The organism is Pantoea sp. E2023-21 (assembly GCF_051302795.1).
Lineage (GTDB): Bacteria > Pseudomonadota > Gammaproteobacteria > Enterobacterales > Enterobacteriaceae > Pantoea > Pantoea ludwigii_A.
The window spans coordinates 766249-792172 of record NZ_CP195344.1 but is presented as its reverse complement, the minus strand read 5'-3'; the positions used below and the strand labels follow the sequence as shown (position 1 = coordinate 792172).

Here is a 25924-nt window from a genome sequence, read left to right as displayed (position 1 = left end):
AGTTTTAAATGTCACGGCTAATCTGCTACAAGGGTTTTGTAACTTAAAAAACCATTTAGTTCGGGGCGTATAAACGCATTCTCCATAACTTGCAGACCAAAACTATGAACACACAAACAACCCAGAGTGAATCCCTAACAGCGCCCCCTCCGGCGCCGGGGAAAAAGAACCGCCTGTTTATGTTGTGCCTGCCAATTATTGTGGCTGTGCTGTTGCTGCTGGTACCGACTCCTGCGGGATTGGAACCTTACGCCTGGCACTTCTTCGCGATTTTTGTCGGGGTTATTGTGGGACTGATTTTCGAGCCGTTGCCGGGCGCCGTTATCGGTTTGACCGGCGTGGTGGTGATTGCGCTGTGCAGCCAATGGGTGCTGTTTAGCCCGGCGGAACTGGCCGATCCCAAGTTCAAAACGGCAGCACAGTCCTTTAAATGGGCAGTAAGCGGTTTCGGCAACTCTACGGTCTGGCTGATCTTCGGTGCCTTTATGTTCGCCGCGGGCTACGATAAAACCCAGTTTGGCCGCCGACTGGCGCTGATTCTGGTGAAATATCTGGGTCGCCGCAGCCTGACGCTCGGTTACGCCATCACCTTCGCTGACCTGTTGCTGGCCCCGTTTACGCCGTCAAACACGGCGCGCAGTGGCGGTACCATTTATCCCATCATTGCTAACTTGCCGCCGCTCTACGGTTCAAAACCGAATGACCCAAGCGCGCGTAAGATCGGTTCTTACCTGATGTGGGTTGCTATCACCGCCGCGTGTATCACCAGTTCGATGTTCCTTTCTGCTCTGGCACCTAACCTGCTGGCGCTGGCGCTGGTGAAAAGTGTGGTGGGCTTTGATATCTCGTGGGGCATGTGGTTCCTCGCCTTCCTGCCGCTGGGTGTATTGCTGATTCTTACCATGCCTCTGCTGGCTTACTGGCTTTATCCGCCAGAAGTGAAAGTCAATGATGAAGTGCCACGCTGGGCGACCGCTGAATTGGCAAAACTGGGCAAGCTGAAACGCAATGAAATTCTGCTGCTGGGCTTCGTGGTTGCTGCGCTGATGATGTGGATCTTCGCCACCGCATGGATTGAGCCCGCGATGGCCGCGCTGTTGGTCATCGTACTGATGCTGTGGACCGGTGTACTGAACTGGAACGACATCACCAGCAATAAAGCCGCCTGGAACACCTTTGCCTGGTTCGCCACACTGGTCGCGCTGGCCGATGGCTTAGCCCGTGTGGGCTTCATTGCCTGGCTGGGTAAAGAAGGTGCGATGCTGCTGCAAGGCTACGATCCACAGGTTTCAGCGGTGGTCCTGTTAATTGCCTTCTACCTGCTGCACTACCTGTTTGCCAGTACCACGGCGCACACCACCGCGCTGCTGCCCGCGATGCTGACCATTGCTGCCTCTATCCCGGGTATCAATATGCCGGTGTTCTGTCTGATGATGTGTGTTTCTCTCGGTGTGATGGGCATTATCACCCCGTACGGCACCGGCCCAAGCCCGATTTATTATGGTAGCGGCTATCTGCCAACTAAAGATTACTGGCGTCTGGGTACCATCTTCGGCGCGCTGTTCCTGGTTCTTCTGATGGTTGTCGCCTATCCATGGATGGTGATGATGTTCTGATGATGTTGCTTCGATGTTAAAAACGGAGCCGCGCATTACCGTGAAAATGTTATGATACTCGCCAGTCAGCCCTGCGGAGGGCTGGCGAGAGAAAACCAAATAACAGAACGCCTAATTTGTCGCCCGTCATGCTGGCGGGCTACACGAAGCTAAGTGAGCCAACATGTCGAACAAACCCTTCTATTATCAAGATCCCTTTCCTCTCGCCAAAGATGATACCGAATACTATCTGCTGAGCCGCGATTACGTTTCTGTGGCTAACTTCGATGGCGAAGAGGTGCTCAAAGTCGATCCCAAAGCGCTGACGCTGCTGGCGAAGCAGGCATTCCATGATGCCTCCTTTATGCTGCGCGCCTCGCATCAGGCGCAGGTCGCGTCGATTCTTGCCGATGACGAAGCCAGCAAGAACGACAAATACGTCGCCCTGCAGTTCCTGCGCAACTCGGAAATTGCCGCCAAAGGCGTGTTGCCAACCTGTCAGGATACCGGCACCGCCATCATCATGGGCAAGAAAGGTCAGCGCGTCTGGACCGGCGGCGGCGATGAAGCCGCACTATCACAAGGCGTCTACAACACCTTTATTGAAGATAACCTGCGCTATTCTCAGAACGCCGCGCTGGATATGTATAAAGAGGTGAACACCGGCACCAACCTGCCGGCGCAAATCGACCTGTACAGCGTTGATGGTGACGAATACAAATTCCTGTGCATTGCGAAAGGTGGCGGTTCCGCTAACAAAACCTATCTGTATCAGGAAACCAAAGCGCTCATTACCCCCGCGAAGCTGAAAAATTATCTGGTCGACAAAATGATGTCGCTGGGCACCGCAGCCTGCCCGCCTTATCACATCGCGTTTGTGATTGGTGGGACTTCCGCAGAAAGCACGTTGAAAACGGTCAAGCTGGCCTCAACGCATTACTACGATTCGCTGCCGACCGAAGGCAACGAACATGGCCAGGCTTTCCGCGACGTGCAGCTAGAAGAAGAGTTGCTGAAAGCCTCGCAGGAGCTGGGCCTGGGCGCACAGTTTGGGGGTAAATACTTCGCGCACGATATCCGTGTGGTGCGTCTGCCGCGTCACGGCGCATCTTGCCCGGTTGGCATGGGCGTGTCCTGCTCCGCAGACCGTAACATCAAAGCCAAGATCAACCGCGAAGGCATCTGGATTGAGAAGCTGGAAGACAATCCAGGCCGCTATATTCCGGAAGCGCTGCGTCAGCAGGGCGAAGGCGAAGTGGTACAGGTTGATCTGAACCAGCCGATGAGCGAAATTCTGGCCCTGCTGTCAGCTTATCCCGTCTCAACCCGCCTGTCGCTGAACGGAACCATCATTGTGGCGCGCGATATTGCCCACGCGAAGTTAAAAGAGCGTATTGATAACGGTGAGGGTTTGCCGCAGTACATTAAAGATCATCCGGTGTATTACGCGGGTCCGGCGAAGACGCCAGAAGGTTACGCCTCTGGCTCCCTCGGCCCCACCACCGCAGGCCGTATGGATTCCTACGTTGATCTGCTGCAGGCCAACGGCGGCAGTATGGTGATGCTGGCCAAAGGTAACCGCAGCAAACAGGTGACCGATGCGTGTCAGAAACACGGCGGTTTCTACCTGGGAAGCATTGGCGGTCCGGCAGCGGTGCTGGCACAGCAGAGTATTAAGAGTCTGGAATGCGTGGAGTATGCCGAACTGGGCATGGAAGCGATCTGGAAGATTGAAGTGGAGAACTTCCCGGCCTTCATTCTGGTGGATGACAAAGGTAATGACTTCTTCCAACAGATCCACAATAACTGTGCCGCCTGCGTGAAGTAATATTTCCCGCGTGCCATTTCTTAAGCCGTTATCATCGCGATAGCGGCTTTTTTATTGCGATATGTCTGGCGAAGAGTTCATCGAATAAGGTAGGTAGCAGCGTTAAAAACGGAATTGACTCTCCAGCTGACGCAGCGTTTCCATGCGCTGTGCCGTGGCGATTTCACGCGCCTTCACTTCCAGCAGCAGGTCAGCATCATTCTGACCAATCACATACACCACCTGACGGCCAGGCAGATTAACAGTAATAATATTTTGTTCCACACCGTCCAGCATCTCATCATGCTGTTCCAGGAAGTTATACAACGTGTTCATGGGTTCTCCTTAAAATTGGTGTGGCATTTTGCCGAATTGCCCTCTTTAAAGAACACAAGACCTGGCTTAATGATGTCGTTTCATCAGAAATTTCTTGTGACGCCATTATCTTGCCCCAGCAAGATGACCGGCAGATGAAAAGGCAGCAGGATTGCCCCGCTGCCATTAGCCATCAGAAGAAACCCAGCGGTTGCGTGCTATAGCTCACCAACAGGTTTTTGGTCTGCTGGTAATGATCGAGCATCATTTTGTGGGTTTCACGGCCGATACCTGATTTCTTGTAGCCGCCAAACGCCGCGTGGGCCGGATAGAGGTGATAACAGTTGGTCCACACGCGACCGGCTTTAATCGCGCGGCCCATACGATAGGCGCGGTTGATATCGCGCGTCCAGACGCCTGCACCCAGACCGTAAATCGAGTCATTCGCGATAGCCAGCGCTTCCGCTTCATCTTTAAACGTCAGCACGCCGACTACCGGCCCAAAGATCTCCTCCTGGAATACCCGCATGCTGTTGTCACCTTTGAGTAACGTCGGCTGAATGTAATAACCGCTGGCAAACTCTTCACCAATTTTTTCTACGCCGCCGCCATGCAGCACTTGTGCGCCCTCTTGCTGCGCAATCTCCAGATAGGAAAGGATTTTATCGAACTGCTGCTGCGACGCCTGCGCACCAATCATGGTTTCGGTATCGAGCGGATCGCCACGTTTGATGGTTTTGATGCGCTTCATCACCGCGGCCATAAACGGTTCAAAGATCGATTCCTGCACCAGCGCGCGTGACGGACAAGTACAGACCTCACCCTGATTGAGGAAGCCCAGCACCACGCCTTCTGCGGCTTTCTCGATGAAGCTCTCTTCGGCATCCATGATGTCTTCGAAGAAGATATTCGGCGATTTTCCGCCGAGTTCAACGGTAGAGGGAATCAGACTTTTTGCTGCCAACTCCAGAATATGACCGCCGGTGGCGGTTGAACCGGTAAAGGCGATCTTGGCAATGCCCGGATGCGAGGCCAACGCTTCACCCGCTTCTTTACCGTAGCCGTGCACCACGTTAATCACGCCCGGCGGCAGCAGATCTTTGATCACGTCCATAAACAGCGTAATCGACAGCGGCGTTTGCTCGGCCGGTTTTAGCACCACGCAGTTACCTGCGCCCAGTGCCGGCGCCAGTTTCCATGCCGCCATCAGCAGTGGGAAGTTCCATGGGATGATTTGCCCTACTACGCCCAACGGCTCGTGGAAGTGATAAGCGGCGGTAAACTCATCAATTTCAGCGGCGGTACCTTCCTGTGCACGCACGCAGCCAGCAAAATAACGGAAGTGATCTACCGCCAACGGCAGATCCGCCGCCAGGGTTTCACGTACCGGCTTGCCGTTATCCCAGGTTTCGTTGACCGCGATATATTCCTGATTCTCTTCCAGCCGGTCAGCAATTTTCAGCAAAACCAATGAGCGCGCCTGCGGCGAGGTTTTGCCCCACGCATCAGCGGCGGCCTGCGCGGCAGCCACGGCGTTATCGACATCAGCGCGGTCCGAACGCGGAAACTCGCCAATGGTGGAAGCATTAATCGGTGAGGTGTTGACGAAGTAGTTGCCGTTAACCGGCGCAACAAATTCGCCGTTGATAAAGTTGCCATAACGCGATTGCAGAGTAATGAGAGAACCTTGTTCTCCCGGAGCAGCGTAACGCATGGTGTTTCTCCTTGCGGACAGAGTGGCGATTAACAACTAAGAAACCTGTTATTAACATTGAGCGATCAATGCCAGCCTGTCAGATCGCCGCACAGGAAACTGTGACCGCGCCGAGGGAAATATGGCGCACGGCGTGACCTACAGATAAATCCGAGTTTTCCCACATATGCAGCAAAAAGCGGAACATGGGCGAAATATGTGGTCAATATGAAGCAGGATACTAACCAGGAGAAACAGATGTTGGCTTCAGCCCTGACGTTAATGCGCGCCAAAGCGAACTTTGTTCAGCAATTTATCCGCAACCCGCGCAAAATGGGCAGCATCACGCCCTCTTCCGCCGCGCTGTGCCGCACCATGTGTGATGCGGTGAATTGGGATAACAGCCTGCGTATCGCCGAACTCGGCGCCGGTGATGGCGTGCTCACCCGCCACGTGCTGGCGCGCATGTCGCCGCAAGCTCAGCTTGATGTGTTTGAAATTTGCCCGGAACTGGTGAAAAGTCTGCGTGGATTGCCCGACACACGCATGCAGGTGCGCGCCTGTTCGGCGGAATATCTCGCCGGGGAATATGACGTGATTTTTTCTGGTTTGCCGCTGCTGTCACTGCCGCCCGCCACGCGCGACAACATTCTCAGTGCGGTGCATGATGCGCTGGGTCCCCACGGCGTATTTGTACAGTTTCAATACACCTCGTTTACCCAACCGAATCTGTCACGCTACTTCACCTGGGAACGCCAGCGGGTGCTAAAAAATATGCCACCCGCATGGGTTTATCGCTGCACGCGTCACTACGCGCCCTGAGCCTGCACGCGCGGCTGCGGCCGCGTTTGCAGCCAGAAGCTGCGCAATAATTCGCGCGACCAATCTTCGCCCGCCAACGGCGTCCCATCGTCACTCACCTCCGCCGGCAAACAGGCGGTCATGATGCTGTGGGTAAACTCCGGATGGAACTGCACCGACATCGCCTGAGGTGAATAACGCAAAATCTGACAGCTATCCAGCGCCGAGCTTGCCAGCACTTGCGCATGCTGCGGCGGCGTCAACACCGATTGCCGATGTGACAACCACGCCTGAAATTCGCCCGGTAAATCAGCCAGCCACGGATCGTTGTTCGCCTGCGCGCTGCGCGTCAGCGACTTAAGTCCTCGCTCCCAGCCATTGGGGTTATCGCCCACTTTGCCACCCAGCGCATACGCCATCAGCTGGTGTCCGTAACACACGCCAAGCAGCGGCAGATCCGCCTCCAGCGCGCCACGAATCCAGGCGGCAGTGCGTTCGCTCCAGTCAGCATGATCGGTGACCATCGCCCAGGAGCCGCTGAGGATCGCGCCACTGACGCGGCCAAAAGTCGGTAAATCATCGCCCAGATGCGGACGCACAATCACATAGTCATCAGGCTGCAGCTGCAGCGCGTCGATAAACCACCGGGGTTGTTCACCAATTTGCGCCACCACCTGCGGCGGCGGAACGTCGAGTTGAATCAGAGCAAGAGGTAAAGCGCGGGTATGTGTCATGCCGAATACGGTCCTCATTATGGTCGCCTTTCGGACGTTTACTCTGACAGTAAATTACCGACATGTCTTATTTTTTTCCTGCATGAGCTAATGCTCCCTCGAAAAAAAAGTCGTCGGTAGCGCCCGAATTCGCTGGCTTCATGCCATCATTAGCCGGTGATAATTCTGATTACCCGTGAAGGAAGACATTGTGGCAGTGCGGCATTTACTTATGGTTTTGATGGTGGTTTCCATCTGGGCTTTCAATAACGTAGCGGTAAAGTGGGGATTGCTGGAACTTCCTCCGCTGTTTCTCACCTGGATGCGCTTTGTCGTGGTGGCGATTGTGCTGGTGCCTTTCTGTCGCATCACGCGCGCACAGCTGCCGTGGCTGCTGACGCTGGCGTTCACCTTCGGCTTTATGCACTTCTCGCTGCTGTTTGTTGGCATGCGTTACACCGATGCCGGTACCGGCGCCATCGTGGTGCAGCTCGGTACGCCGATTGCCATGCTGTTGGCGATGGTGATTCTGAAAGAGAAATTGCGCTTGATACAGCTGATCGGCATCGCAATTTCATTGAGTGGCGTCGCAGTATTGTCGGGCAGCCCAACCATTCCGGCATGGTGGGTGCTATGCATTCTGCTGTGCAGCGCCTTCGGCTGGGCAATCAGCAATATGATTGTAAAAAAATCGCCGCCGATTAAGCCGCTCACGCTCACCGGTTGGATCTCCTTCCTCGCGGTGCCGATTGTTGGCGCGGCCTCATGGCTCACCGAATCAAACCAGATTTACGCGTTAAGCCACGCGGGCTGGCGCGGCTGGTTTGGCATTCTGTATAGCGCCCTCGCCTCGTCGATTGTGGCCTATACGCTGTGGTACGCGTTGCTGAAGAAGTACAACGTCAACCTGATCATGCCTTATTCGCTGCTGACGCCGGTGCTGGCGGTGTTGATGGGCGTGCTGGTGCTCGGCGACAGCATGAACAGCTTCAAAATCCTCGGCGCCTCATTGGTGGTGCTGGGCACCGCGATTGCGGTGATTAACCTGCGTAACCTGCGCATGCACGCGCGTTTCCCGCGCTTACGCCGCCGTTAAATTCCCTCTGCTATGCTTGAGTCTCGCGCGTTATCCGGAGACTCAACATGGATTCTCAACGTGCTGCCGCACTCTGGCAGCAAATGTGGCAGGGATTGCGAGGCACGGCCCCGCTGCCCGCGCTTACCTTTCTCCAGCCCGATACGTTCTCGTCTGCCTTCGCCGTGAGCGAACTGGCGGCCACCAGCACGGGCCTCGCTTGCCAGGCGCTGAGCGATCTGCTCGGTCAATCCACGCCGGTCAGCGTCAACGTGCGTCTCGCCTCGCGCTGGTTTCAACACAGCCTGATCCCGCTCAATCGCCCGCCCGCTGCTCTGTGGGACGAATTCGCCGGTGATTATGCCTGCGCTGACGGCTGGATCCGTCTGCACACCAATGCGGCTCATCATCGCGCGGCGATGGAGCGCGTGCTTGGTCAGCATGCGAATCGTGCCTCGCTGGCCGCCGCGGTCGCACGCTGGTCCGCCACTACGCTGGAACAGGCGGTGATTGATGCCGGCGGCTGCGCCGCGCAGATGCGTAGCGAAGCGCAATGGTTGCAGCATCCACAAGGCCGCGCCGTGCAACAGGAACCGCTGATCGCGCAGCAGGCAAACGGTGAAGCAGCGATCCCAGCCTGGGCGTTATCGCCCGCGCGCCCGTTGCTCGGCGTGCGGGTGTTGGATCTCACCCGCATCATTGCCGGGCCGGTGGCGACGCGCTTTCTTGCCAGCCTCGGCGCCATGGTATTGCGCATCGATCCGCCCGACTGGCACGAACCGACGCTGGAAGAGGAGATCACCTGCGGCAAACGCTGTGCGCGGCTTGATATCAAATCGCGCGCCGGGCGTGAACAGCTGCGCCACCTGTTGCAGCATAGCGATGTGCTGGTACAGGGTTATCGTGCTGATGCATTAGAAAAACTCGGGCTGGATGCCGATGCACGCCGCAAACTCGCGCCTGGCTTAGTCGATGTAAGCCTGAATGCATGGGGTTGGAGCGGGCCTTGGCGCAACCGACGCGGATTCGACAGTCTGGTACAGATGGGCTGCGGCATCGCCGAACAGGGCATGCACTGGAGCGGCAGCAATAAACCAACGCCGCTGCCGGTGCAGGCGCTTGATCACGCCACCGGTTACCTGATAGCCGCCACGGTGCTGGAAGGTTTGCGTCAGCGTTTACGCCATGGCGTCGGCTGGCAGGCACGTTTATCGCTGGCCCGCACCGCGCGGCTGTTGCAGCAGTGCGGTGCCGCGCCAGAGAATGCGCAAAACGGTATTCATGCGCAGCGTGATGATGTGCTGAGCAGCGTTGAGTTCAATCAGTGGGGCATTGCGGAGAGATTGCGTGCCGCGGCTTATTTGCCCGGCACGCCAATGATCTGCGCGACACCGGGCGTGAAGCTCGGTAGCAGCGCAGCAAGCTGGTAACGATTAGGCTTCGTCGCCCTGCTCTTCGTTCAGCTCGTCGTACATCGCCTGAATCGCCTCACGGCTCAAGGCCGCTAGCGTGCGATAAAACGCCGTGGTCGCATGCGCTTCCACTTTGCCCAGGAACGCGCCGCACCACGGCAGCAGGTACTCATCAAACAGCGCCAGCTGCGCGGCGGATTCATCTTCTGCCGACTGATCTTCCAGCCACGATGCCGCCAGCAGCAGCACGCCAAAGTGATCGGCTGGCGCTTCGCTCAGCGGCATGCCACGAGCACTGAGGAACGCACGCACGTCCGCTTCAGCGACACCGTTCGGCCACTGTGACGCATAAGGCGGCACGCTGCACTCGCTGCCGACAAACAGCGCATTATAGTCGGCGGCCAGCGCCTGCGGATCGCTATTCTGCTGCAGACGCGTCAGCAGTTCATCCTGCTCCAGCGGCCACTGCTGTTGCAGTTTGCCTTCACGCAGCAGAGTGAACAGCGGTACCAGCAGCGGATCCTGCGGCTGGCGATTAAACAGCGAGCCGATAACGCGGCAGAGAATGGAAAACTCATTCATGCAACAGAATTCCTTGAGGCAAAAAAGTTAAAAATCAGCAAATTCAGCAATGTGTTTGCCGGTACGCTGTTCGAGGAAATCGAGCAGGCGACGCGGCGTGACATTTAACACGCGATCTTCAGGAAAATCCACTGCGCTGGTGATGCGCAGACAGTGCTCAAAATGTCCCAGCGTAAAGGCCGTGTGTGAATCTGAGCCAAAGGCCAGACGGCCACCGGCATCGCGTACCGCTTCGGCAATGGCGCGGCAATTCGGTTCGCTGCCCGGACGCGAATGGGTAAAGGAGGAGTTGTTGATTTCCAACGCGACATCATAATGCGCGGCGGCTTCAGCAATCGCGCGGATATCTACCGGGAATTTCGGGTTGCCTGGATGGGAAATGATATGCACCAGCCCGCCGGCCATCGCGGCAATCATCGCTTCAGTGTGATGCGCTTTGTCACGCGGCGCATAAACCGGTTCATGGAAGCCTGCGACAATCAGATCCAGCGCATCAAGCATCGGGCCGCTGCAATCAATCTCGCCCTGCTGATTTTTAATGTTGGCTTCAATACCACGCAGTACGCCGACGCCATCAATCACGCGCGGCCAAATACGCATATTAATGAAGTGCCAGTGGTGCGGTGCATCGGCCATATCGGGTCCGTGATCGGTAATCGCGAATAGCTTTAGGCCATTTTGTTTTGCCTGCACCACATAATCGTGCAGCGTGCTGTAAGCATGCGTACTGGCAACGGTGTGCATATGTAAATCAACGGGATACATCTTCATCTCCTGACCAATGTGCATTAATAGCCGCGTTGGCGATCAACCAAACCGCCCGGCTGTTTACCCTGCTCAAGCGCAAGTATGGCATCCGCAATGTAATCCATCGCCTCGCCAGGCAAAGTAATGGCCGCAGTATGGGGCGTGATTGTGACATGCGGATGAGACCACAACGGATGATGCTGCGGCAATGGCTCGGTCTGAAACACATCCAGCGCGGCAGCCGCCAGTTGACCACAATGCAGTGCCGCCAGCAGATCGTCCTCTACCACATGTGCGCCACGCGCCAGGTTAAGGAAGTACGCGCCTTGCGGTAATGCGCTGAGCAAGGAGCTGTCGATTAAATTTGTGGTTTCCGGCGTGGTGGGCAGCAGGTCGATGAGCACCTGTGTGCCACTCAGGAAGGCATCAAGCTGTTCACGGCCATGGAAGCTTTGCACACCGTCGATGTGCTTCGGCGAACGGCTCCAGCTGCGCAGCGGGAAGCCCCATTGACGCAGGCTTTCGAGCACGCTACGCCCCAGCACGCCCGCGCCGAGCACGCCAATGGTGAAGTTCTCGCGATCGAAGCCGTCCAGCTCCTGCCACTGCGCCTGCTGCTGCAGTTGACGATATTCAGCGAAACGGCGGAACCAGCCCAGCACGCACCAGTTAGCGTACTCCTGCATCTGGCGCGCCATGCCGGTATCTTCCAGACGGAATAACGGCACGTCGTCTGCCAGCATCCGCGGATTATCGCGCAGCTGTTTGAGGATTTCGTCCACGCCCGCGCCCATGGCAAACACGCCTTTCAGCGGGCGGTCCACCAGCATTTCAACCGGCGGAGAACGCACCACGGCATAATCGGCCGGTGCAGTGTCGTCCGGCTGCCAGCAGCGCACGCGCGCCCCCGGTAAACGCTGATGCAAGCCGTCGAGCCAGCCCTGGGGCGCCAGCGACGGGTGATACCAGATAATCTCCATACGACTCTCCTTTTTTTGCTTAAGCCTCAGGCAAATAGCCGAACAGGGCAAGCAAAAACCTTAGCCTTGATGCAATTTCTCGCGTGATTAATTCCGGGTGCTTCACATTTCCGCCGCTGTGCGAGGCTAAGCGGCGCGATAGCGACTAAAGTTGTTCGGGTGGTCAATGCGTTAGCACACCACCTTTTCGGACAAGGAGAAAAACCGATGATAAAAAATGCCGTATTCACGCCCGCGCGTCTGACCTTTTTACTGAGCGCCGCTCTGCTGGCCGGTGCCAGCGCCGCGCACGCCGACGATCAAAGCCGCATGCTCAGCAACCAACCGCAGCCACCGGATGTGCGCCTGGGACCGTTGTTCAATGCGGTACAGCAGGCTAAATTTTATCCGGACCAAAAAACCTTCGCCGATGCGGTGCCGAAATCTAATCCCTCTTCGATTCTGGCCGACTGGCAGATGCAAAAAAACCAGCGCAACTTCGATCTCAAGCACTTTGTCGATAGCAACTTCACGCTACCAAAAGAGGGAGACAAATATGTGCCGCCTGCCGGGCAAAGCCTGCGTGAGCACATCAACGGTTTATGGCCGGTGCTGACGCGCACGGCGCAGAGCGCCAGCCAGTACGATTCGCTGCTGCCGCTGCCAAAACCTTACGTCGTGCCTGGCGGCCGTTTCCGCGAAGTCTATTACTGGGACAGCTACTTCACCATGCTCGGTCTGGCGGAGAGCGGTCACTGGGATCGCGTGCAGGATATGGTGGAAAACTTCGCCACCGAACTCGATAAATATGGCCATATCCCCAACGGCAACCGCAGTTACTACCTCAGCCGCTCGCAGCCGCCGTTCTTCAGCTTGATGGTTGACCTGCTGGCGACGCATAAAGGCGACGATGTCTATCGCCAATACCTGCCGCAGTTGCAGAAAGAGTACGATTACTGGATGGCGGACAGCGACAAAGTCGCTGCCGGACAGGCCAGCAAACGTGTGATCAAACTCAGCGACGGCACGCTGCTCAACCGCTACTGGGACGATCGCGATGCGCCGCGTACCGAATCCTGGCTGGATGACGTTAACACTGCCAATAAAGCGCCAGAGCGCAACAAGCAGCAGGTCTATCGCGATCTGCGCGCGGGTGCGGCGTCAGGCTGGGATTTCAGTTCGCGCTGGTTCACTGATGCGCACAATCTGGCGTCCATCCGCACCACGCAGTTGGCACCGGTCGATCTCAACAGCCTGCTGTTCCACCTCGAACAGACATTGTCTAAAGCGTCCAAACTGGACAAGCAGGATGACAAAGCCAAACAGTTTGCGGCGGATGCCGAGAAACGTCAGGCCGCGATCAATCGCTATCTTTGGGATGACAAAAAAGGCTGGTACGCCGATTACGACTTCCAGAAGAAGCAGGTTCACCCACAGCTGACCGCCGCGACGCTGTTCCCGCTCTATATGCAGTTGGCCGGCGACAAGCAAGCCGCACGCACCGCTGCAGCGGTGGAGAAACAGCTGCTGAAACCGGGCGGACTGGTGACCACCACGGTGAATAACGGCCAGCAATGGGATGCGCCAAACGGCTGGGCGCCGCTACAATGGGTGGCGGTGGAAGGTCTGGAGCATTATAACCAACCGAAACTGGCGCAGCAGATTGGTCAGCGCTTCCTGCAAAACGTGCAAGCCACCTATGACAAGGAGCACAAACTGGTGGAGAAGTATGTGGTTGAAGGCGCACAGTTGGGCGGCGGAGGCGGCGGTGAGTATCCGTTGCAGGATGGTTTCGGCTGGACCAATGGCGTGACGTTGAAACTGCTCGACAAGTACTGCCCGAAAGACAAAACCTGTAACAGCGCCGGTGATATTCCTGATATGCCGGCGTTAACCTCCACGAAGTAACCTTGTTCCTTAGCCCGGGTGAATACACCCGGCAACCGCACAATCCGTAGCGGCGCGATTTATCGCGCGTAATAATGGCGGCATTATGCCCATCCAAAGAATGCGCAATAAATTGCGCCGCTACGGATGCTTCGTGCCACCTTGTGCATTTTTCTCATACCCTTCTTACAACAAATTCACACCTTGAAACACACCTCGCAAAAGATAATAATTCTCAATCTAATTTCTATAGTCATTCTCATTAAAACAACAGGAACCTCTCATGACCTCGCTGTTTACCCTTAAACGTGGCCGCGTGCTGTGTGCGCTGGCGCTGGCTTTACCGGCTGCCAGCTTCGCCGAAGAGTCGATTGTCGTCACGGCGCAACCGCAAGAAAGCGCCACCTCACCGACGCAGGGTTATCTTGCCACGCGTAGCAGCGGTGCCAGCAAAACCGATCAGCCGCTGATTACCACACCGCAATCCATCTCGGTGGTAACGCGTCAGCAAATGGAAGATCAGGGCGCACAAGATCTTAATCAGGCACTGGGCTACACGCCGGGCGTATTCACCAACTTTGGCGGCGCGGCCACGCGCTACGACACCATCGCGCTGCGCGGTTTCCACGGCGGCGATGTCGATAACACCTTCCTCGATGGCCTGCGCGTCATGAGTGACGGCGGCAGCTTCAACATCCTGCAGGTGGATAATTGGTTCCTCGATCGTATTGATGTGATTAAAGGTCCCTCTTCCGCGTTGTATGGCCAAACGGTGCCGGGTGGATTGGTGAACATGGTGAGTAAGCGTCCACAGTTCGCCGAAGAGGGCCATTTCCGCCTGTCGAGCGGGACGAACGCCACCAATAGCGCTGCGTTTGATTACACCAACGCCATTAACGATCAGTGGGCATTTCGCTTAACCGGCATCACGCGCAACAGCGATACGCAGTACGATCACACGCGTGAAGAGAAGTACGCGATTTCACCGCAGCTGATGTGGCAGCCAAGTGAAGACACCAATTTAGTGTTGCGCGCCTACCTGCAGAAAGATCCCTCTGGCGGCTATCATGGATCGGTGCCAGCAGAAGGCACGCTTTACAGCCACAATGGCCGCACGTTGAGCGACGGCTTTTACGAAGGCGACAGCGCGCTCGATCAGTTCAAGCGTCGTGAACAGATTTATAGCTATGACTTTTCCCACCGCTTCAACGAAGTATGGTCGGTACACTCCACCGGCAGCTATAGCCACTCGAATACCGAGCTCGATCAGGTGTATCAAATTGGCTGGAATGCCACCAATCCAGACCTGTTGAACCGCTACTTCTCCGGCGAGCGTTCTTCGCTCAGCGCATGGGCTAACGACAACCAGTTGCAGGCCGATTTTGCGACGGGCGCGGTCCAGCATCGTGTGACGCTGGGCGCGGAGTATCATCGCTATAAAAACGACATTACTGAAGCCAGCGGCGCCGCCAGCGCGCTGAATGCGTGGAACGGTGAAGAAGTGGGCATCATGCCGGACTTCTCCTGGACATCGCAGACGCGCCGCTACTATCAGACCGGCTTGTATCTGCAGGACGAGTTGCAGTTGGATCGCTGGCATCTGGACTTATCGGGCCGCTATGACCGCATCGTCTCGGAAAACGGCACCAGCCGTCGTCAGGACGATCACATCAGTGGCCGCGCCGCGCTGTTGTATGCCTTCGACAATGGTATTTCACCTTACGTGAGCTGGAGCCAGGCGATTACGCCAGCTTCATTAACCGATCCGCAGGGCAATCAGCTGAAACCGACCACCTCTGAGCAGTATGAAGCGGGCGTGAAATATCAGCCGGTGGGCACGCGCGATATGTATTCGATCGCGGTGTACGATCTGACGCAGGACGATGTCGCCAACCGCAACGTGCAGGACGGCACGTACACGCCGTCGGGCAAAGTGCATTCGCAGGGCATTGAGCTGGAGGCGAGTAATCAGCTGACACCGCGCTTCAGCACCATCGCGGGCTACACGCTGAACCATCTGCGCTTTAAGGATTCCGTAGACGGTAACGAAGGCCATACGCCGTATGTCACGCCGAACAGCATGGCGTCGTTGTGGGGGCATTATCAGTTTGATTACGGCTTGAGCGCCGGTGCCGGTGTGCGTTATATCGGTAAGCAATGGGCCGATAACGAGAACACTACGCGTTTGCCATCCGTGACGCTGTTTGATGCGTCGGTACGCGCGGATCTTGGTGCGTGGAATTCGCAGCTGAAAGGCGCCTGGCTGCAGGTTAATGCCAACAACCTGACCGATAAAAAATATCTGGCCGCCTGTTACGGCACCGGTTACTGCTATCGCGGGGCTGAGCGTACCGTGATGGCCACGGTGGGCTACGACTTTTAAGCAGGCATAAAAAAATCCGCCATCCTTTGCGGGATGGCGGATTTCATCAAATCTCTGCGCGGTTAACTTCGCACTTTACGGTAGATCCACAGCACCACAATGGCGCCAATGACCGCCACCACGAAACTGCCGAAGTTGAAACCATCAACTTTACCGAAACCAAACAGGGTACTGATCCAGCCACCGACAACCGCACCTACCACACCCAGCACCACGGTAATGATAAAGCCGCCGCCATCTTTACCCGGCATAATCCACTTGGCGATAATCCCGGCAATCAGACCAAAAATAATCCATGAAAGAATACCCATTTACTGCTCCTTACTTTATTAATCAATGTGTTCACCGCAACAAGTATAGCCGGGATTTTTTGATCTGCATCGCAATTCAGCACAGTAAATCATCGTTCGCAGGCTAAAGCTTAGCGAAGCGTCGCCGATAACAGACGAACAGCATTGTCAGTCGTGAAAATAATAATCGGATAAGTGGAGCAGGACGTGGGTGAAGCCGATAAAGAACAATACCTCAAGCGAGGCACGTTAGCTGTTTTAGGCGTGATGAAAGACCTGTTGCGTTTTCAAACCCTGTTGATGGTGAATTTCTCGCGCGGTCAGTTTATCAGCCGCTTGCTGTCAGCCGATGAAGATCAGGTGATCTTTGACCTCGGCAGCAACGCGCTGGATAACGATTTAGCGCTGCAAGGTGGCGAAGTGAATATCGCCGCCGAAACGCACGGTGCCAAAGTAGAATTTGGTTTAACCGGTTTACAGCGTATTGAATTCGAAGGCTTACCTGCTTTTGCCGCTTCACTACCCGAACTGGTATGGCAGATTCAGCGTCGTGAATTTTTCCGCGTCAATGCGCCATTGGAACCGGTTTTTTATTGCCACAGCCAGTGGCCGGACGGTCGCACGGCGCGTTTCCGCCTGCAGGATCTCTCATTAGGTGGCGTGGGCGTGCTGCTGGACGAAGCGCTGCCGGAAGGCCTTAATCGCGGCGATACGTTTAAAAAGCTGCGCGTCGATCTGGCTGAATACGGTCATTTTGAGGTGACGGCTCAGCTGCTGCACATTGGTGAACGTACCGTGGTGACCAGCAAGAACGACACCCGTGTTACACCGCGCCTCAGCTTCCGCTTTACCGCCATCGAACCGATTCAGGAACGCCAGTTACAGCAGGTGATTTTTGCGCTGGAACGTTTGGCACGTGACAAGGCGAATCGTTTCCAGTAATCCCGCTGCGCATCGTGCAATCGTAGGTCGCCATTCATGGCGACCGCCTGGTCAATGCGGCTGAAAACGGCAGCGCGCCACCGCATCCAGCCAGCCTTGATAATTTTCCTGCATGCTTTGCGCCTGTTCCTCACGCGGCATGATCACGCTGCCGCCCTGTAACGCCTGCATCTCACTGCCCTGCTGCCACCAGCCCAACGTGCGGCCCGCCAACAGGGCCGCACCCAGCGCTGAAACCTCTGGCGTCGGCACGCGTTTCAGCGGCCGCTGCAACACATCGGCTTGCATCTGCATCAACCAGCTATTTTCTGTGGCGCTACCATCCACGCACAACGCAGGAAGTTGCACACCGCTGGCCTGCTCCATGGCAAAAAACACGTCGGCGATCTGGAAGGTGATCGATTCCAGCGCCACGCGCGCCAGTACCTCTGGCGTTGCCGCATCGGTTAGCCCGCACACCATGCCGCGTGCTTTTAAATCCCACCAGGGCGCACCCAGGCCCGAGAGTGCTGGTACAAAATAAATACCCTGATTGTGTTCGCTGCGCTGCGCCAGCGCGGTGAGCGCTCGCGGATCATTGATGCCCAGCATGCGGCCGAGCCACGCCGCACCGGAACCGGTGTGCGTAATGTTGCCTTCGAAGGCATAGCGCAGCGTGCCGTCGTGCCACGCCACCGTGGTGCTGAGGCCATTTTCCGTTAGCAGCGGCGTTGCCATCGACATCATCAGCGATGAACCGGTGCCGTAAGTGGCTTTGACCACCTCTTCGCTGCCGTTGCGCTGGGCTTGCAGCGCAGCGTGCGAATCGCCGATGCGTGACAAAATCGGCGTGCCGGGCGCTAAACCGGGAATATCATTGCGTGTTACCACGCCTTGCGCGCTGGCGGAGGCCACAATCTGCGGCAATGCCGCGCGCGGAATATGGAACAGCGCCAGCAATTCATCATCCCAGTCACCGCTGTGCAGATTGTAGAGTTGAGTGCGCGCCGCATTGGCATGATCGGTGACGAAGCTTTCGCCGTCGCTCAGCTGCCAACTGAGCCAGCTATCCACCGTACCGATGCAGAGTTCTCCCGCCTGCGCGCGTGCTAATCCATTTGGCAGCGTCGCGAGCATGCCAGTGAGTTTGCCGGCCGGAAACATCGGGTCGACCGCTAATCCGGTGAGTCCAGTGATGCGCGGCGCTTTACCCGCCACGCGTAAGTCGCGGCAAAAAGCCTCTGAGCGGCGATCCTGCCAACTCACCAGCGGAGTCAATGGCTCACCGTTATGTCGCTGCCAAATCAGCACCGATTCGCGCTGGTTGCTGATCGCCACCGCTGCTACCGCAGCACCTGAGCACTGTGCCAGGCAATCGCTTACGGCCTGTTTCACCGCCTGCCAAATCGCCAGCGGATCCTGCTCCGCCAGTCCGGGCTGTGGATGTTCCAGCGTCAGCGGCTGGCTACCGCGTGCCACCACGTTTCCGGCGCGATCCACCGCAATGGCTTTAGCGTTGGTGGTACCTTCATCAATTGCCAGTATTAACGAACCTGCCATCTTTACGCTCCTGCACAGATGCGCACTGCACTCTTCACCACGCTGGCGGCATCAATACCGTGACGCGCGCGGGTTGAGGCGCGATCGCCCGCAATCGCGTATTCGCCATCGGGGATGCCTAAACGCAACAGTGGAATGCCACAACCGCCTTCCGCTAACACTTCAGCGACCAAACTGCCGACGCCGCCGTTGACGTTGTGCTCCTCCACGGTAATCACCGCTGGATAGTGATTTAACAGCTCGCGCAGCTGTTGGGTATCACAAGGTCGAATCGATGGAATGGCGATCACACCCGCTGTAATGCCTTGCTCATGCAGTTGCTCGGCGGCGTGAACCACCTCGTGAACGGTGGAGCCCATCGCCACCAGTACAATGTCATGACCTTCACGTAAAACATCGATTTGGCCCGGACGGAATTGATAGTTTTCATCGTGCAGCTGTGGCAGATCTTTGCCATCGAGACGGATATATACCGGGCCGACGTGGGCCAGCGCATACTCAATAATCTGGCGGCACTCCAGCGGACAAGAAGGCGCATAGATTTCGATGTTGCCGAAGCCACGCATCACTGCAATGTCGTCGATGCTGTGATGGGTGCTGGCGAGCGGGCCGTAACTGGCCCCGGCATTCAGGCCAAACAGTTTGACGTTGGTATTGTTGTAGCAGACATCAACTTTGACCTGCTCATTGGCGCGAGAAACCAGGAACGGCGCGGCGTTACAGGTAACGGCGACTTTGCCACCAATCGCCAGGCCAGCGGCGGTGCCGACCAGCGTTTGCTCCGCGATACCAACGTTGATCAGGCGATCGGGAAACTCCTTGATAAAAGGCGCAATTTTGGCGGTTGAGGTGGAATCGGCCACCACCGGCACTAAATCGACGCCGCGATTAACCGCATCAATAAATGCCTCGACCATTACTGTCGCCAGGTGTTTTGCATTACTCATCTTTCAACTCCTCCAGTGCCAACTCAATCTCTTCCCCTTTCGGTACGCGGTGATGCCATTCCGGTTTGCCCTGAATAAAGGAGATGCCGAAGCCTTTTTCGGTATGCGCCACAATCACCTGTGGCTTGCCGCCGTTACGCGGCAGGTTTTCGATGGCCTCCACCACAGCAGCCATGTCATTGCCATTGCACTCGCTCACGTCCAGACCAAAGGCGCGCCATTTATCCGGCAGCGGATCGGTGTTCATGATGTCGCGTGTATGGCCCGCCAGCTGCAGCTTGTTCTTGTCGTTGATGATCACCAGGTTATCGAGGCCGTAATGCGCCGCGACCAGCGCCGCTTCCCAGTTACTGCCTTCTGCCAGTTCACCGTCGCCGGTGACGACAAAAATGCGTCGGTCGCTGTTATCTTTTTTCGCGGCCAAGGCAATGCCAACTGCCACGGGTAAACCGTGGCCCAGCGCACCGGTGTTCAGCTCAACGCCCGGCGTTTTTTGTCGTACCGGATGGCCGGGAAGGTGCGAATCTGAATGCTGATATGTCGGCAGCCATTCGGTGGGGAAATAACCGGCTTCTGCCAGCACGCAGTAATAACCACCCACCGCATGACCTTTTGACTGGATATAGATATCGCGCTGCGGATCGTTGGTACGATCGGGCGCGCAGTTAAGAATGCGGAAATAGAGCGCGGTGAGGATCTCCACCTGAGAGAGATCGGCACCGGTGTGACCGCCCGCCGGGCTGCCCGCGTTCAGCTGGATAATGCGGCGGCGCACGGCGCGCGCTTTCGCTGCCAGATCCGCTACCGAGTATTTGAAAGGATTCATAGACACCTCTGAATTTTAAAGCACGGATGAATATTTATTCACAATGATGAAAAAAAGGTGCAGACAATCAGCGCCTGCACCCAACCGATTAACTTTTTGCCGGGCTACCGCCCTCCTCAATCAGCGCTTTCTGCGCCACTACTGCCGCTTTCTGCTGCATACGGCTCTGCATTTGGTCGATGATCACGGCCACGATAATGACGATGCCTTTGATCACCATTTGCCAGAACTCGCTAACGCCCATCATGATCAAACCGTCCGCGAGGAAGCCGATAACAAAGGCACCAATCAGCGTGCCGAGAATAGTGCCGCGTCCACCCGCCAGCGAGGTGCCTCCCAGCACCACGGCAGCAATCGCGTTCATTTCAAACGACGTCCCGTTCGCCGGATGGCTGGCCACCAGCTGTGACGAGACCACGATGCCGGCAATCGCCGCGCAAAAACCGGAGATGGCATACACCCAGATTTTTACGGACTTCACTTTCACACCCGAGAGCTCCGCGGCGCGTTCGTTATCGCCGATGGCGTAAACCTGGCGGCCAAACGGCAGACGTCGCGCAACGTAAGCGATCACCAACGCCAGTAGCACCATCATCCAGATGGCCCACGGCAAACCGAGGAAATAGCCCGCGCCAATCTTGTCGAATCCGGTATTTCCCAGCATGTCATTGCCCTGCAGGCCGGGAAACGTTTCGCCGCCCGAGGTGAGCATGGCCGTGCCGCGCAGGATGTACATGGTACCGAGCGTGCAGATGAACGGCGCCACGTTGTAACGGGTAATGATCCAGCCGTTTGCCGCGCCAATTATCCCGCCAATCAGCAATACAATCGGCACAATCACCCACACGCTGGGGAAGATGGCGATGCCAAACATCGGCAGCACAATGCCTTTGGTAATCAGCCAGCCGGCAATCATGCCGCACAAACCGAGCGTGGCACCGATCGAGAGATCGATACCTGCAGTGATGATGACAAAGGTGATGCCGAGGGCGAGGAAGGCGTTAATGGCGATGTGTTTCACCATGATCACCATGCTGCCGACCGCGAGGAAATCCGGCACCGTAATAGCGAAGAAACCGACAATCAAAAACAGCGCAATAAAGGTGCGCAGTTTTAGCAGCAGCAGAATCAGGCTTTCGCGTGAGTTAAAGGCTTTACCAGGCGATGCGAGCGCGAGCGCGCCGTTGTTTTTCATATCAGAACCCTTGTGCGCTTGCTTTAACCAGCGCCGCCTCTTCCGCTTCAGCGCGCGGTAGGTCAGCAGTCAATTTGCCGCCAGACATCACAATGATGCGATCGGCGACGGCCATGATCTCTTTCAGGTCGGAAGTCGAAAACACCACCGCAATGCCCTGCTCCGACAGCTTGACCATCATGCGGAACACTTCGGCTTTGGCTCCGACGTCAATACCACGACTTGGCTCATCCAGGAGCAACAAACGCGGATTGGTCAGCAGCGAACGGCCAATCACCACTTTTTGCTGATTGCCACCGCTTAAGGCGCTGATGGCAACGTCTGGCGAAGAGATCTTAATTGCCAGATTGCCGACAGTGCTGTTCACCACTTCGCGTTCGGCCTGTTCAGAAATCACAGTGCGATGTGAAAGACGTCGCCACAGGCTGGCGATGGTCAGATTACTCGCCACCGATGAGATGGGAAAAATGCCCGAGCGTTTACGATCTTCCGGTACCAGACTCATGCCCATGCGGATGCGTTCAGCGGTTGGCAAACGCGTGGGCAGCGGTTTGCTGTCGAGCCACAGCTTGCCGAGATAATTGCGTTGCGTGCCGAGTAGACACTCAAACAACTCGGTGCGCCCCGCGCCCATCAAACCGTAAATGCCGACGATCTCACCAGAACGCACCTGAAAACTGACGTCATCCACCAGCGTGTTGCCGTTGGGGCTGACGCAGGTAATGTGTTCCGCTTCCAACACCGCTGCACCAAACTGGCGATGCGTCGGCAGGAAGGTGTTAACCGGATCGCTACCGAGCATTTCATGCACAATCCACGGCACATCAATATCGCTAACCTGCGCTTCGGCCTGAAAGCGCCCGTCGCGCAGAATGGTTATCACATCGCCAATCGCCATCAGCTCTTCCAGCCGATGCGAGATATAAATGATGGAAACGCCCTGCCGCGTCAGCTCGCGGATTACGCGAAACAGGATCTCCACTTCGGTTTTGCTCAGTGCCGAGGTGGGCTCATCGAGGATCAGGATGTCGGCGTCTTCCGCCAGCGCTTTGGCGATCTCCACCAATTGCTGTTGACCGACTTTTAGGTTGCCGACCTTCTCATCCGGCGAAATCGGCTGATCGAGTCGCTGCATCAGCGCGGCAGTTCGGCGTTTCTGCTCGGCTTCATTAATGGGCCTAATGCCGCTCTGGATCTCACGGCCAAGGAAAATGTTCTCCGCTACGCTGAGGTTTTCAAACAGGTTGAGCTCCTGATGCACCATGCCGATGCCGTGGTGCGCGGCATCACGCGTGCTGTGAAACGCCACTTTGTTGCCGTTGAGGAACATTTCACCGCTGCTCGGCTGCTGCACGCCGGCGAGAATCTTCATCAACGTCGATTTTCCGGCACCGTTTTCGCCGATGATGACATTGACTTTGCCGCGCCACACGCGGTAGTCCACCCGGTCCAGCGCTAACGTGCCGGGGAACAGCATCGACATCTGGTTGGCCTGCAGAATAATCTCGTCGCTCATTATGGATTCCCCTGCTGCAGGTGAACCGCCACCACATCATCCACCGTGCCCGCGCCCATACTCACCGCCAGCAGCGCCTGCGCCGGTTTGCCCACCCAGCTGGCATCCACCGTCGGCAGCTGCTTCACCGCATGGCGGTTGAGCGCTTTGGTCAGCTGCGCGTATTGCACCTGATTGGTGAACTCTTCGAAGCGGAATCCAGCTGCATCGCGAATGGCGTTGCCGCGCAGCACCGGGCCGATCAATACCTTCACCGGTTTACCGTTAATGGTGAGGGTGAGGCTGCGCTCCCGTTCATTGCTGTGATCAAATGCCGTCACCGTGCCCGCCGCGCGCACAAACACGCTCTCGCTGCCGCCCGCTTTGACGGTGTGGCTCTTGGTTTCCATGTCTGCCCAACTCAGCGCCTGCTTCTCTGCCGGCTGCTGCACGCGGCTGGTCCAGCTTGATTCCGCGATCTGCTGCGGCGTTTGATCGCTGTACCCCGGCTTGGCATGAGGATCTTTCGGCATGATGGGCTTGCCGTCTGCATCAAGATCCACCACGGTGCAGGCGGCTAACATCAGCGTCAGCAGCGCGACCAACATGCCGCCCAGCGCTTTCCCCTTCATGCCGACCTCCACCTTATTGCGCCAGCTTGAAGGTTTTCAGCTTCGAGGCGTTGCTGTCGTCAATTAGCACGCAATCCATCAGCTGCTTCTCTTCTTTCTGCGCTTTACCATTCTTCAGGTAATAATCCACCTGCTCGACGGCCATTTGCGCCTGATCCCAGCCCGGCTGCAGGACGGTGGCTTTGATGTTGCCTTTATTTATGATGGAGTCACGGGTGTAATCGCTGCCGTCAAAGCCGACAATGATCACATTGGTTTTACCGGCCGCTTTCAGCGCCGCTTCCGCACCCAGCGCCATAGTGTCGTTACCCGAGATCACACCAACGATGTTGGGATTTTTCTGCAGGATGGTTTCCATGCGGCTGAAGGCTTCGGTCTGGCTCCAGTTGGCACTCTGCTGTGCCACCATTTTCAGGTCGGGATAATCATCCAGCACGTCGTGATAACCCTGTGAACGTACGCCCGCGTTGGTATCCGACTCTTTGCCCAGCAGCTCAACATAATCTCCTTTACCGTTCAGCAGTTTGGCGAACTTCTCCGCGCCGAGCTGCGCGCCCTGATAGTTGTTGGAGACGATCTGTGCCACGGCGATGCCGGTTTTGTTGATTTCGCGGTCGATGAGGAAGGTCGGAATACCCGCGTCTTTGGCTTTTTGTACCGGGCCAACCGTGGCATCAGCGCCGGCGTTATCCAGGATGATGGCTTTGGCTTTGCGCGCAATGGCGGTTTCAATCAGCTGGTTTTGCTTGTTGACGTCATCGTCATGCGATGCCACCAGCGTGGTGTAACCGAGCGCTTTGGCTTTTTCCTGCGCACCGTCGGCTTCGGCTTTAAAGAATGGGTTGTCATGCGATGGCGTAATGATGGCCAGCAACCCCTTATCCGCTGCCAGCGACGCCGCTGACATCATCATGATAGAAGCAAGTAGAGAGACTTTGAGGACAGAGGCTTTCATTTGTTATCTCCGATTGAATATATATTCAATTGCGATTTTATATGCATAATGACTATGCGCTGGCTTTCTGAGCACGTCCAATGCCCAATCGTCAAAAAGCGAAAACGATCACAAAATGTTCTGCGTTGTTATTTATGACCGGCTGATTAACAATACCAGGCAGATTAAGAGAGAGAAAAAACCATGGCAAAACAGGATGAACAGCGGCTGATGGTGAAAATCGCCACGCTTTATTATGTGGAAGGCAGGAAGCAGTCCGACATTGCGCAACTGCTGAAGCTGTCGCAATCCTTTGTCTCGCGCATCCTCAATCGCAGCGTGAAAGAAGGGGTAGTAAAGATCAGCGTGGTGCCGCCGGCCAATGTGTTTCCCGAACTGGAAAAAACCCTTGAGCAGCTTTATCAACTGCCGCAAGTGATTGTGGTGGATGTGCCAGATCAGGCTTCTGCGTTGCAGATCAAACAGGCGATCGGTTCCGCCGCCGCGCACTATCTGGAAACACGTGTGCGTGCCGACGAGCTGATTGGGATCTCTTCATGGAGCGGCACGATCCGTGCCATGGTCGATGCCCTTCATCCGTTGAGCGCGCCGTGTAAAGGGGTGATTCAACTGCTGGGTGGCGTGGGGGCCAACGGCAATGTGCAGGCCACTATACTGACACAGAATCTTGCGGCACTGCTGGATTGCCCGGCGTGGCTGCTGCCATCGCAATCGATTGAACATTCGGTGCAGGATCGCCAGCGTTTGTCGGTCAATCCCGATGTGGCGGTGGTACTGGAGAAGTTTGATCAGGTGGATCTGGCGATTGTCGGCATCGGCGATCTTGAGCCCTCCGCCCTGCTGCGCAATTCCGGCAACTATTACGATGGTGAGATGCTACAAACGCTGGCCGAGCGCGGTGCGGTGGGCGATATCTGCCTGCACTATTTCGACGCCGATGGTCAGCCAGTGCTCAGCGCGGCAGAAGATCCGGTCATCGGCATGGAGTTAGAGCAGGTGAAACGCTGCCCGCAGGTGGTGGCGTTAGCGGGCGGCAAAGAGAAGGCCCAGGCGATCCGCGGTGCGTTACGCGGCGGTTACGTACAGGTGTTGATTGTCGATTATCCGACGGCGAGATTATTAGCAGAGGGTTAG

Annotated in this window: 23 protein-coding genes; 9 read left to right on the top strand and 14 right to left on the bottom strand. The window is 56.5% G+C overall.

Annotated features, from left to right (window positions below):
• Nucleotides 1-104 precede the first annotated feature (104 nt).
• Together ACRQ84_RS03810 and fumA are read left to right on the top strand one after the other, a co-directional pair.
• Nucleotides 105-1616, top strand: a complete 1512-nt coding sequence (locus tag ACRQ84_RS03810; RefSeq protein WP_064740946.1) for an anion permease — start codon at nucleotides 105-107, stop codon at nucleotides 1614-1616.
• Nucleotides 1617-1779: 163 nt separating this feature from the next.
• Nucleotides 1780-3423: a class I fumarate hydratase FumA gene (gene fumA, locus ACRQ84_RS03805; protein WP_064740945.1), complete on the top strand. Its 1644-nt coding sequence runs from the start codon at nucleotides 1780-1782 to the stop codon at nucleotides 3421-3423.
• A 102-nt stretch (nucleotides 3424-3525) separates the two neighbouring features.
• Here the strand turns inward: fumA and ACRQ84_RS03800 are convergent, their stop codons facing one another.
• Both ACRQ84_RS03800 and exaC read right to left on the bottom strand, forming a co-directional pair.
• Entirely contained in the window at nucleotides 3526-3738 is a 213-nt protein-coding gene (locus ACRQ84_RS03800; protein ID WP_064740944.1) for a hypothetical protein, read from the bottom strand.
• A gap of 172 nt (nucleotides 3739-3910) precedes the next feature.
• Nucleotides 3911-5431: an acetaldehyde dehydrogenase ExaC gene (exaC, locus tag ACRQ84_RS03795; RefSeq protein ID WP_483817215.1), complete on the bottom strand. Its 1521-nt coding sequence runs from the start codon at nucleotides 5429-5431 to the stop codon at nucleotides 3911-3913.
• Nucleotides 5432-5668: 237 nt separating this feature from the next.
• Here exaC and ACRQ84_RS03790 point away from each other — a divergent pair, with 237 nt between their 5' ends.
• A complete protein-coding gene (locus ACRQ84_RS03790) occupies nucleotides 5669-6232 on the top strand; it encodes a class I SAM-dependent methyltransferase (protein ID WP_483817214.1) in 564 nt (187 codons plus the stop codon).
• Here ACRQ84_RS03790 and ACRQ84_RS03785 read toward each other — a convergent pair.
• Nucleotides 6220-6945 carry a glutamine amidotransferase gene (locus tag ACRQ84_RS03785; RefSeq protein ID WP_483817879.1) on the bottom strand — a complete coding sequence of 242 codons (726 nt, stop codon included), beginning with the start codon at nucleotides 6943-6945 and terminating at the stop codon, nucleotides 6220-6222. The genes ACRQ84_RS03790 and ACRQ84_RS03785 overlap by 13 nt on opposite strands.
• A gap of 190 nt (nucleotides 6946-7135) precedes the next feature.
• On the opposite strand from ACRQ84_RS03785, the gene ACRQ84_RS03780 reads away from it, so the two are divergent.
• Both ACRQ84_RS03780 and ACRQ84_RS03775 read left to right on the top strand, forming a co-directional pair.
• On the top strand, nucleotides 7136-8020 hold the full coding sequence (locus ACRQ84_RS03780; RefSeq protein ID WP_064740941.1) for a DMT family transporter: 885 nt from the start codon (nucleotides 7136-7138) through the stop codon (nucleotides 8018-8020).
• 47 nt (nucleotides 8021-8067) lie between these two features.
• Complete coding sequence (locus ACRQ84_RS03775) at nucleotides 8068-9429, top strand: CoA transferase (RefSeq protein ID WP_483817213.1); 1362 nt, start codon at nucleotides 8068-8070, stop codon at nucleotides 9427-9429.
• Nucleotides 9430-9432: 3 nt separating this feature from the next.
• On the opposite strand, the gene ACRQ84_RS03770 is transcribed toward ACRQ84_RS03775, so the two are convergent.
• Genes ACRQ84_RS03770 through ghrA form a run of 3 tightly spaced genes read right to left on the bottom strand, consistent with a single transcriptional unit; the run spans nucleotide 9433 to nucleotide 11720 of the window.
• Nucleotides 9433-9993, bottom strand: coding sequence for a TorD/DmsD family molecular chaperone (locus ACRQ84_RS03770; protein WP_064740939.1), 561 nt, complete (start codon nucleotides 9991-9993; stop codon nucleotides 9433-9435).
• 27 nt (nucleotides 9994-10020) lie between these two features.
• Nucleotides 10021-10758, bottom strand: coding sequence for a phosphatase (locus tag ACRQ84_RS03765; RefSeq protein WP_483817212.1), 738 nt, complete (start codon nucleotides 10756-10758; stop codon nucleotides 10021-10023).
• Nucleotides 10759-10781: 23 nt separating this feature from the next.
• Nucleotides 10782-11720: a glyoxylate/hydroxypyruvate reductase GhrA gene (ghrA, locus tag ACRQ84_RS03760; protein WP_483817211.1), complete on the bottom strand. Its 939-nt coding sequence runs from the start codon at nucleotides 11718-11720 to the stop codon at nucleotides 10782-10784.
• A 207-nt stretch (nucleotides 11721-11927) separates the two neighbouring features.
• On the opposite strand from ghrA, the gene treA reads away from it, so the two are divergent.
• Complete coding sequence (gene treA / locus ACRQ84_RS03755; RefSeq protein WP_064740936.1) at nucleotides 11928-13607, top strand: alpha,alpha-trehalase TreA; 1680 nt, start codon at nucleotides 11928-11930, stop codon at nucleotides 13605-13607.
• Between the two features lie 262 nt (nucleotides 13608-13869).
• Nucleotides 13870-15969: a TonB-dependent siderophore receptor gene (locus ACRQ84_RS03750; RefSeq protein WP_483817210.1), complete on the top strand. Its 2100-nt coding sequence runs from the start codon at nucleotides 13870-13872 to the stop codon at nucleotides 15967-15969.
• A 62-nt stretch (nucleotides 15970-16031) separates the two neighbouring features.
• Here the strand turns inward: ACRQ84_RS03750 and ACRQ84_RS03745 are convergent, their stop codons facing one another.
• On the bottom strand, nucleotides 16032-16280 hold the full coding sequence (locus ACRQ84_RS03745; protein ID WP_008102737.1) for a GlsB/YeaQ/YmgE family stress response membrane protein: 249 nt from the start codon (nucleotides 16278-16280) through the stop codon (nucleotides 16032-16034).
• A gap of 186 nt (nucleotides 16281-16466) precedes the next feature.
• Between ACRQ84_RS03745 and ACRQ84_RS03740 the strand changes: the two genes are divergently transcribed.
• Nucleotides 16467-17201: a flagellar brake protein gene (locus tag ACRQ84_RS03740; RefSeq protein ID WP_483817209.1), complete on the top strand. Its 735-nt coding sequence runs from the start codon at nucleotides 16467-16469 to the stop codon at nucleotides 17199-17201.
• Between the two features lie 51 nt (nucleotides 17202-17252).
• On the opposite strand, the gene ACRQ84_RS03735 is transcribed toward ACRQ84_RS03740, so the two are convergent.
• The 7 genes from ACRQ84_RS03735 to ACRQ84_RS03705 form a co-directional block, all read right to left on the bottom strand.
• The gene (locus tag ACRQ84_RS03735) at nucleotides 17253-18740 is read right to left on the bottom strand and encodes an FGGY family carbohydrate kinase (protein WP_483817208.1); all 1488 of its coding nucleotides are present in this window, start codon (nucleotides 18738-18740) and stop codon (nucleotides 17253-17255) included.
• A gap of 2 nt (nucleotides 18741-18742) precedes the next feature.
• Nucleotides 18743-19687, bottom strand: a complete 945-nt coding sequence (locus tag ACRQ84_RS03730; protein WP_483817207.1) for a transketolase family protein — start codon at nucleotides 19685-19687, stop codon at nucleotides 18743-18745.
• Complete coding sequence (locus tag ACRQ84_RS03725; RefSeq protein WP_064740931.1) at nucleotides 19680-20513, bottom strand: transketolase; 834 nt, start codon at nucleotides 20511-20513, stop codon at nucleotides 19680-19682. The genes ACRQ84_RS03730 and ACRQ84_RS03725 overlap by 8 nt, the downstream gene beginning before the upstream one ends.
• An 88-nt stretch (nucleotides 20514-20601) precedes the next feature.
• Nucleotides 20602-21708: an ABC transporter permease gene (locus ACRQ84_RS03720; RefSeq protein WP_064740930.1), complete on the bottom strand. Its 1107-nt coding sequence runs from the start codon at nucleotides 21706-21708 to the stop codon at nucleotides 20602-20604.
• Nucleotide 21709: 1 nt separating this feature from the next.
• A complete protein-coding gene (locus tag ACRQ84_RS03715; RefSeq protein ID WP_483817206.1) occupies nucleotides 21710-23224 on the bottom strand; it encodes a sugar ABC transporter ATP-binding protein in 1515 nt (504 codons plus the stop codon).
• Entirely contained in the window at nucleotides 23224-23835 is a 612-nt protein-coding gene (locus ACRQ84_RS03710) for a DUF2291 family protein (protein WP_483817205.1), read from the bottom strand. Before ACRQ84_RS03710 ends, ACRQ84_RS03715 begins: the two co-directional genes overlap by 1 nt.
• A gap of 13 nt (nucleotides 23836-23848) precedes the next feature.
• Nucleotides 23849-24790 carry a D-ribose ABC transporter substrate-binding protein gene (locus ACRQ84_RS03705; RefSeq protein WP_064740927.1) on the bottom strand — a complete coding sequence of 314 codons (942 nt, stop codon included), beginning with the start codon at nucleotides 24788-24790 and terminating at the stop codon, nucleotides 23849-23851.
• A gap of 183 nt (nucleotides 24791-24973) precedes the next feature.
• Between ACRQ84_RS03705 and ACRQ84_RS03700 the strand changes: the two genes are divergently transcribed.
• Nucleotides 24974-25924, top strand: a complete 951-nt coding sequence (locus ACRQ84_RS03700; protein WP_483817204.1) for a sugar-binding transcriptional regulator — start codon at nucleotides 24974-24976, stop codon at nucleotides 25922-25924.

Coding starts and splice junctions, on each gene's coding strand:
- ACRQ84_RS03785 (WP_483817879.1), bottom strand. CDS start 6,945: ATGACACATACCCGCGCTTTACCTCTTGCTCTGATTCAACTCGACGTT.
- ACRQ84_RS03720 (WP_064740930.1), bottom strand. CDS start 21,708: ATGAAAAACAACGGCGCGCTCGCGCTCGCATCGCCTGGTAAAGCCTTT.
- exaC (WP_483817215.1), bottom strand. CDS start 5,431: ATGCGTTACGCTGCTCCGGGAGAACAAGGTTCTCTCATTACTCTGCAA.
- ACRQ84_RS03790 (WP_483817214.1), top strand. CDS start 5,669: ATGTTGGCTTCAGCCCTGACGTTAATGCGCGCCAAAGCGAACTTTGTT.
- ghrA (WP_483817211.1), bottom strand. CDS start 11,720: ATGGAGATTATCTGGTATCACCCGTCGCTGGCGCCCCAGGGCTGGCTC.
- treA (WP_064740936.1), top strand. CDS start 11,928: ATGATAAAAAATGCCGTATTCACGCCCGCGCGTCTGACCTTTTTACTG.
- ACRQ84_RS03710 (WP_483817205.1), bottom strand. CDS start 23,835: ATGAAGGGGAAAGCGCTGGGCGGCATGTTGGTCGCGCTGCTGACGCTG.
- ACRQ84_RS03730 (WP_483817207.1), bottom strand. CDS start 19,687: ATGAGTAATGCAAAACACCTGGCGACAGTAATGGTCGAGGCATTTATT.
- ACRQ84_RS03810 (WP_064740946.1), top strand. CDS start 105: ATGAACACACAAACAACCCAGAGTGAATCCCTAACAGCGCCCCCTCCG.
- ACRQ84_RS03715 (WP_483817206.1), bottom strand. CDS start 23,224: ATGAGCGACGAGATTATTCTGCAGGCCAACCAGATGTCGATGCTGTTC.
- ACRQ84_RS03700 (WP_483817204.1), top strand. CDS start 24,974: ATGGCAAAACAGGATGAACAGCGGCTGATGGTGAAAATCGCCACGCTT.
- ACRQ84_RS03765 (WP_483817212.1), bottom strand. CDS start 10,758: ATGTATCCCGTTGATTTACATATGCACACCGTTGCCAGTACGCATGCT.
- ACRQ84_RS03750 (WP_483817210.1), top strand. CDS start 13,870: ATGACCTCGCTGTTTACCCTTAAACGTGGCCGCGTGCTGTGTGCGCTG.
- ACRQ84_RS03745 (WP_008102737.1), bottom strand. CDS start 16,280: ATGGGTATTCTTTCATGGATTATTTTTGGTCTGATTGCCGGGATTATC.
- ACRQ84_RS03705 (WP_064740927.1), bottom strand. CDS start 24,790: ATGAAAGCCTCTGTCCTCAAAGTCTCTCTACTTGCTTCTATCATGATG.
- ACRQ84_RS03735 (WP_483817208.1), bottom strand. CDS start 18,740: ATGGCAGGTTCGTTAATACTGGCAATTGATGAAGGTACCACCAACGCT.
- ACRQ84_RS03800 (WP_064740944.1), bottom strand. CDS start 3,738: ATGAACACGTTGTATAACTTCCTGGAACAGCATGATGAGATGCTGGAC.
- ACRQ84_RS03775 (WP_483817213.1), top strand. CDS start 8,068: ATGGATTCTCAACGTGCTGCCGCACTCTGGCAGCAAATGTGGCAGGGA.
- ACRQ84_RS03770 (WP_064740939.1), bottom strand. CDS start 9,993: ATGAATGAGTTTTCCATTCTCTGCCGCGTTATCGGCTCGCTGTTTAAT.
- fumA (WP_064740945.1), top strand. CDS start 1,780: ATGTCGAACAAACCCTTCTATTATCAAGATCCCTTTCCTCTCGCCAAA.
- ACRQ84_RS03725 (WP_064740931.1), bottom strand. CDS start 20,513: ATGAATCCTTTCAAATACTCGGTAGCGGATCTGGCAGCGAAAGCGCGC.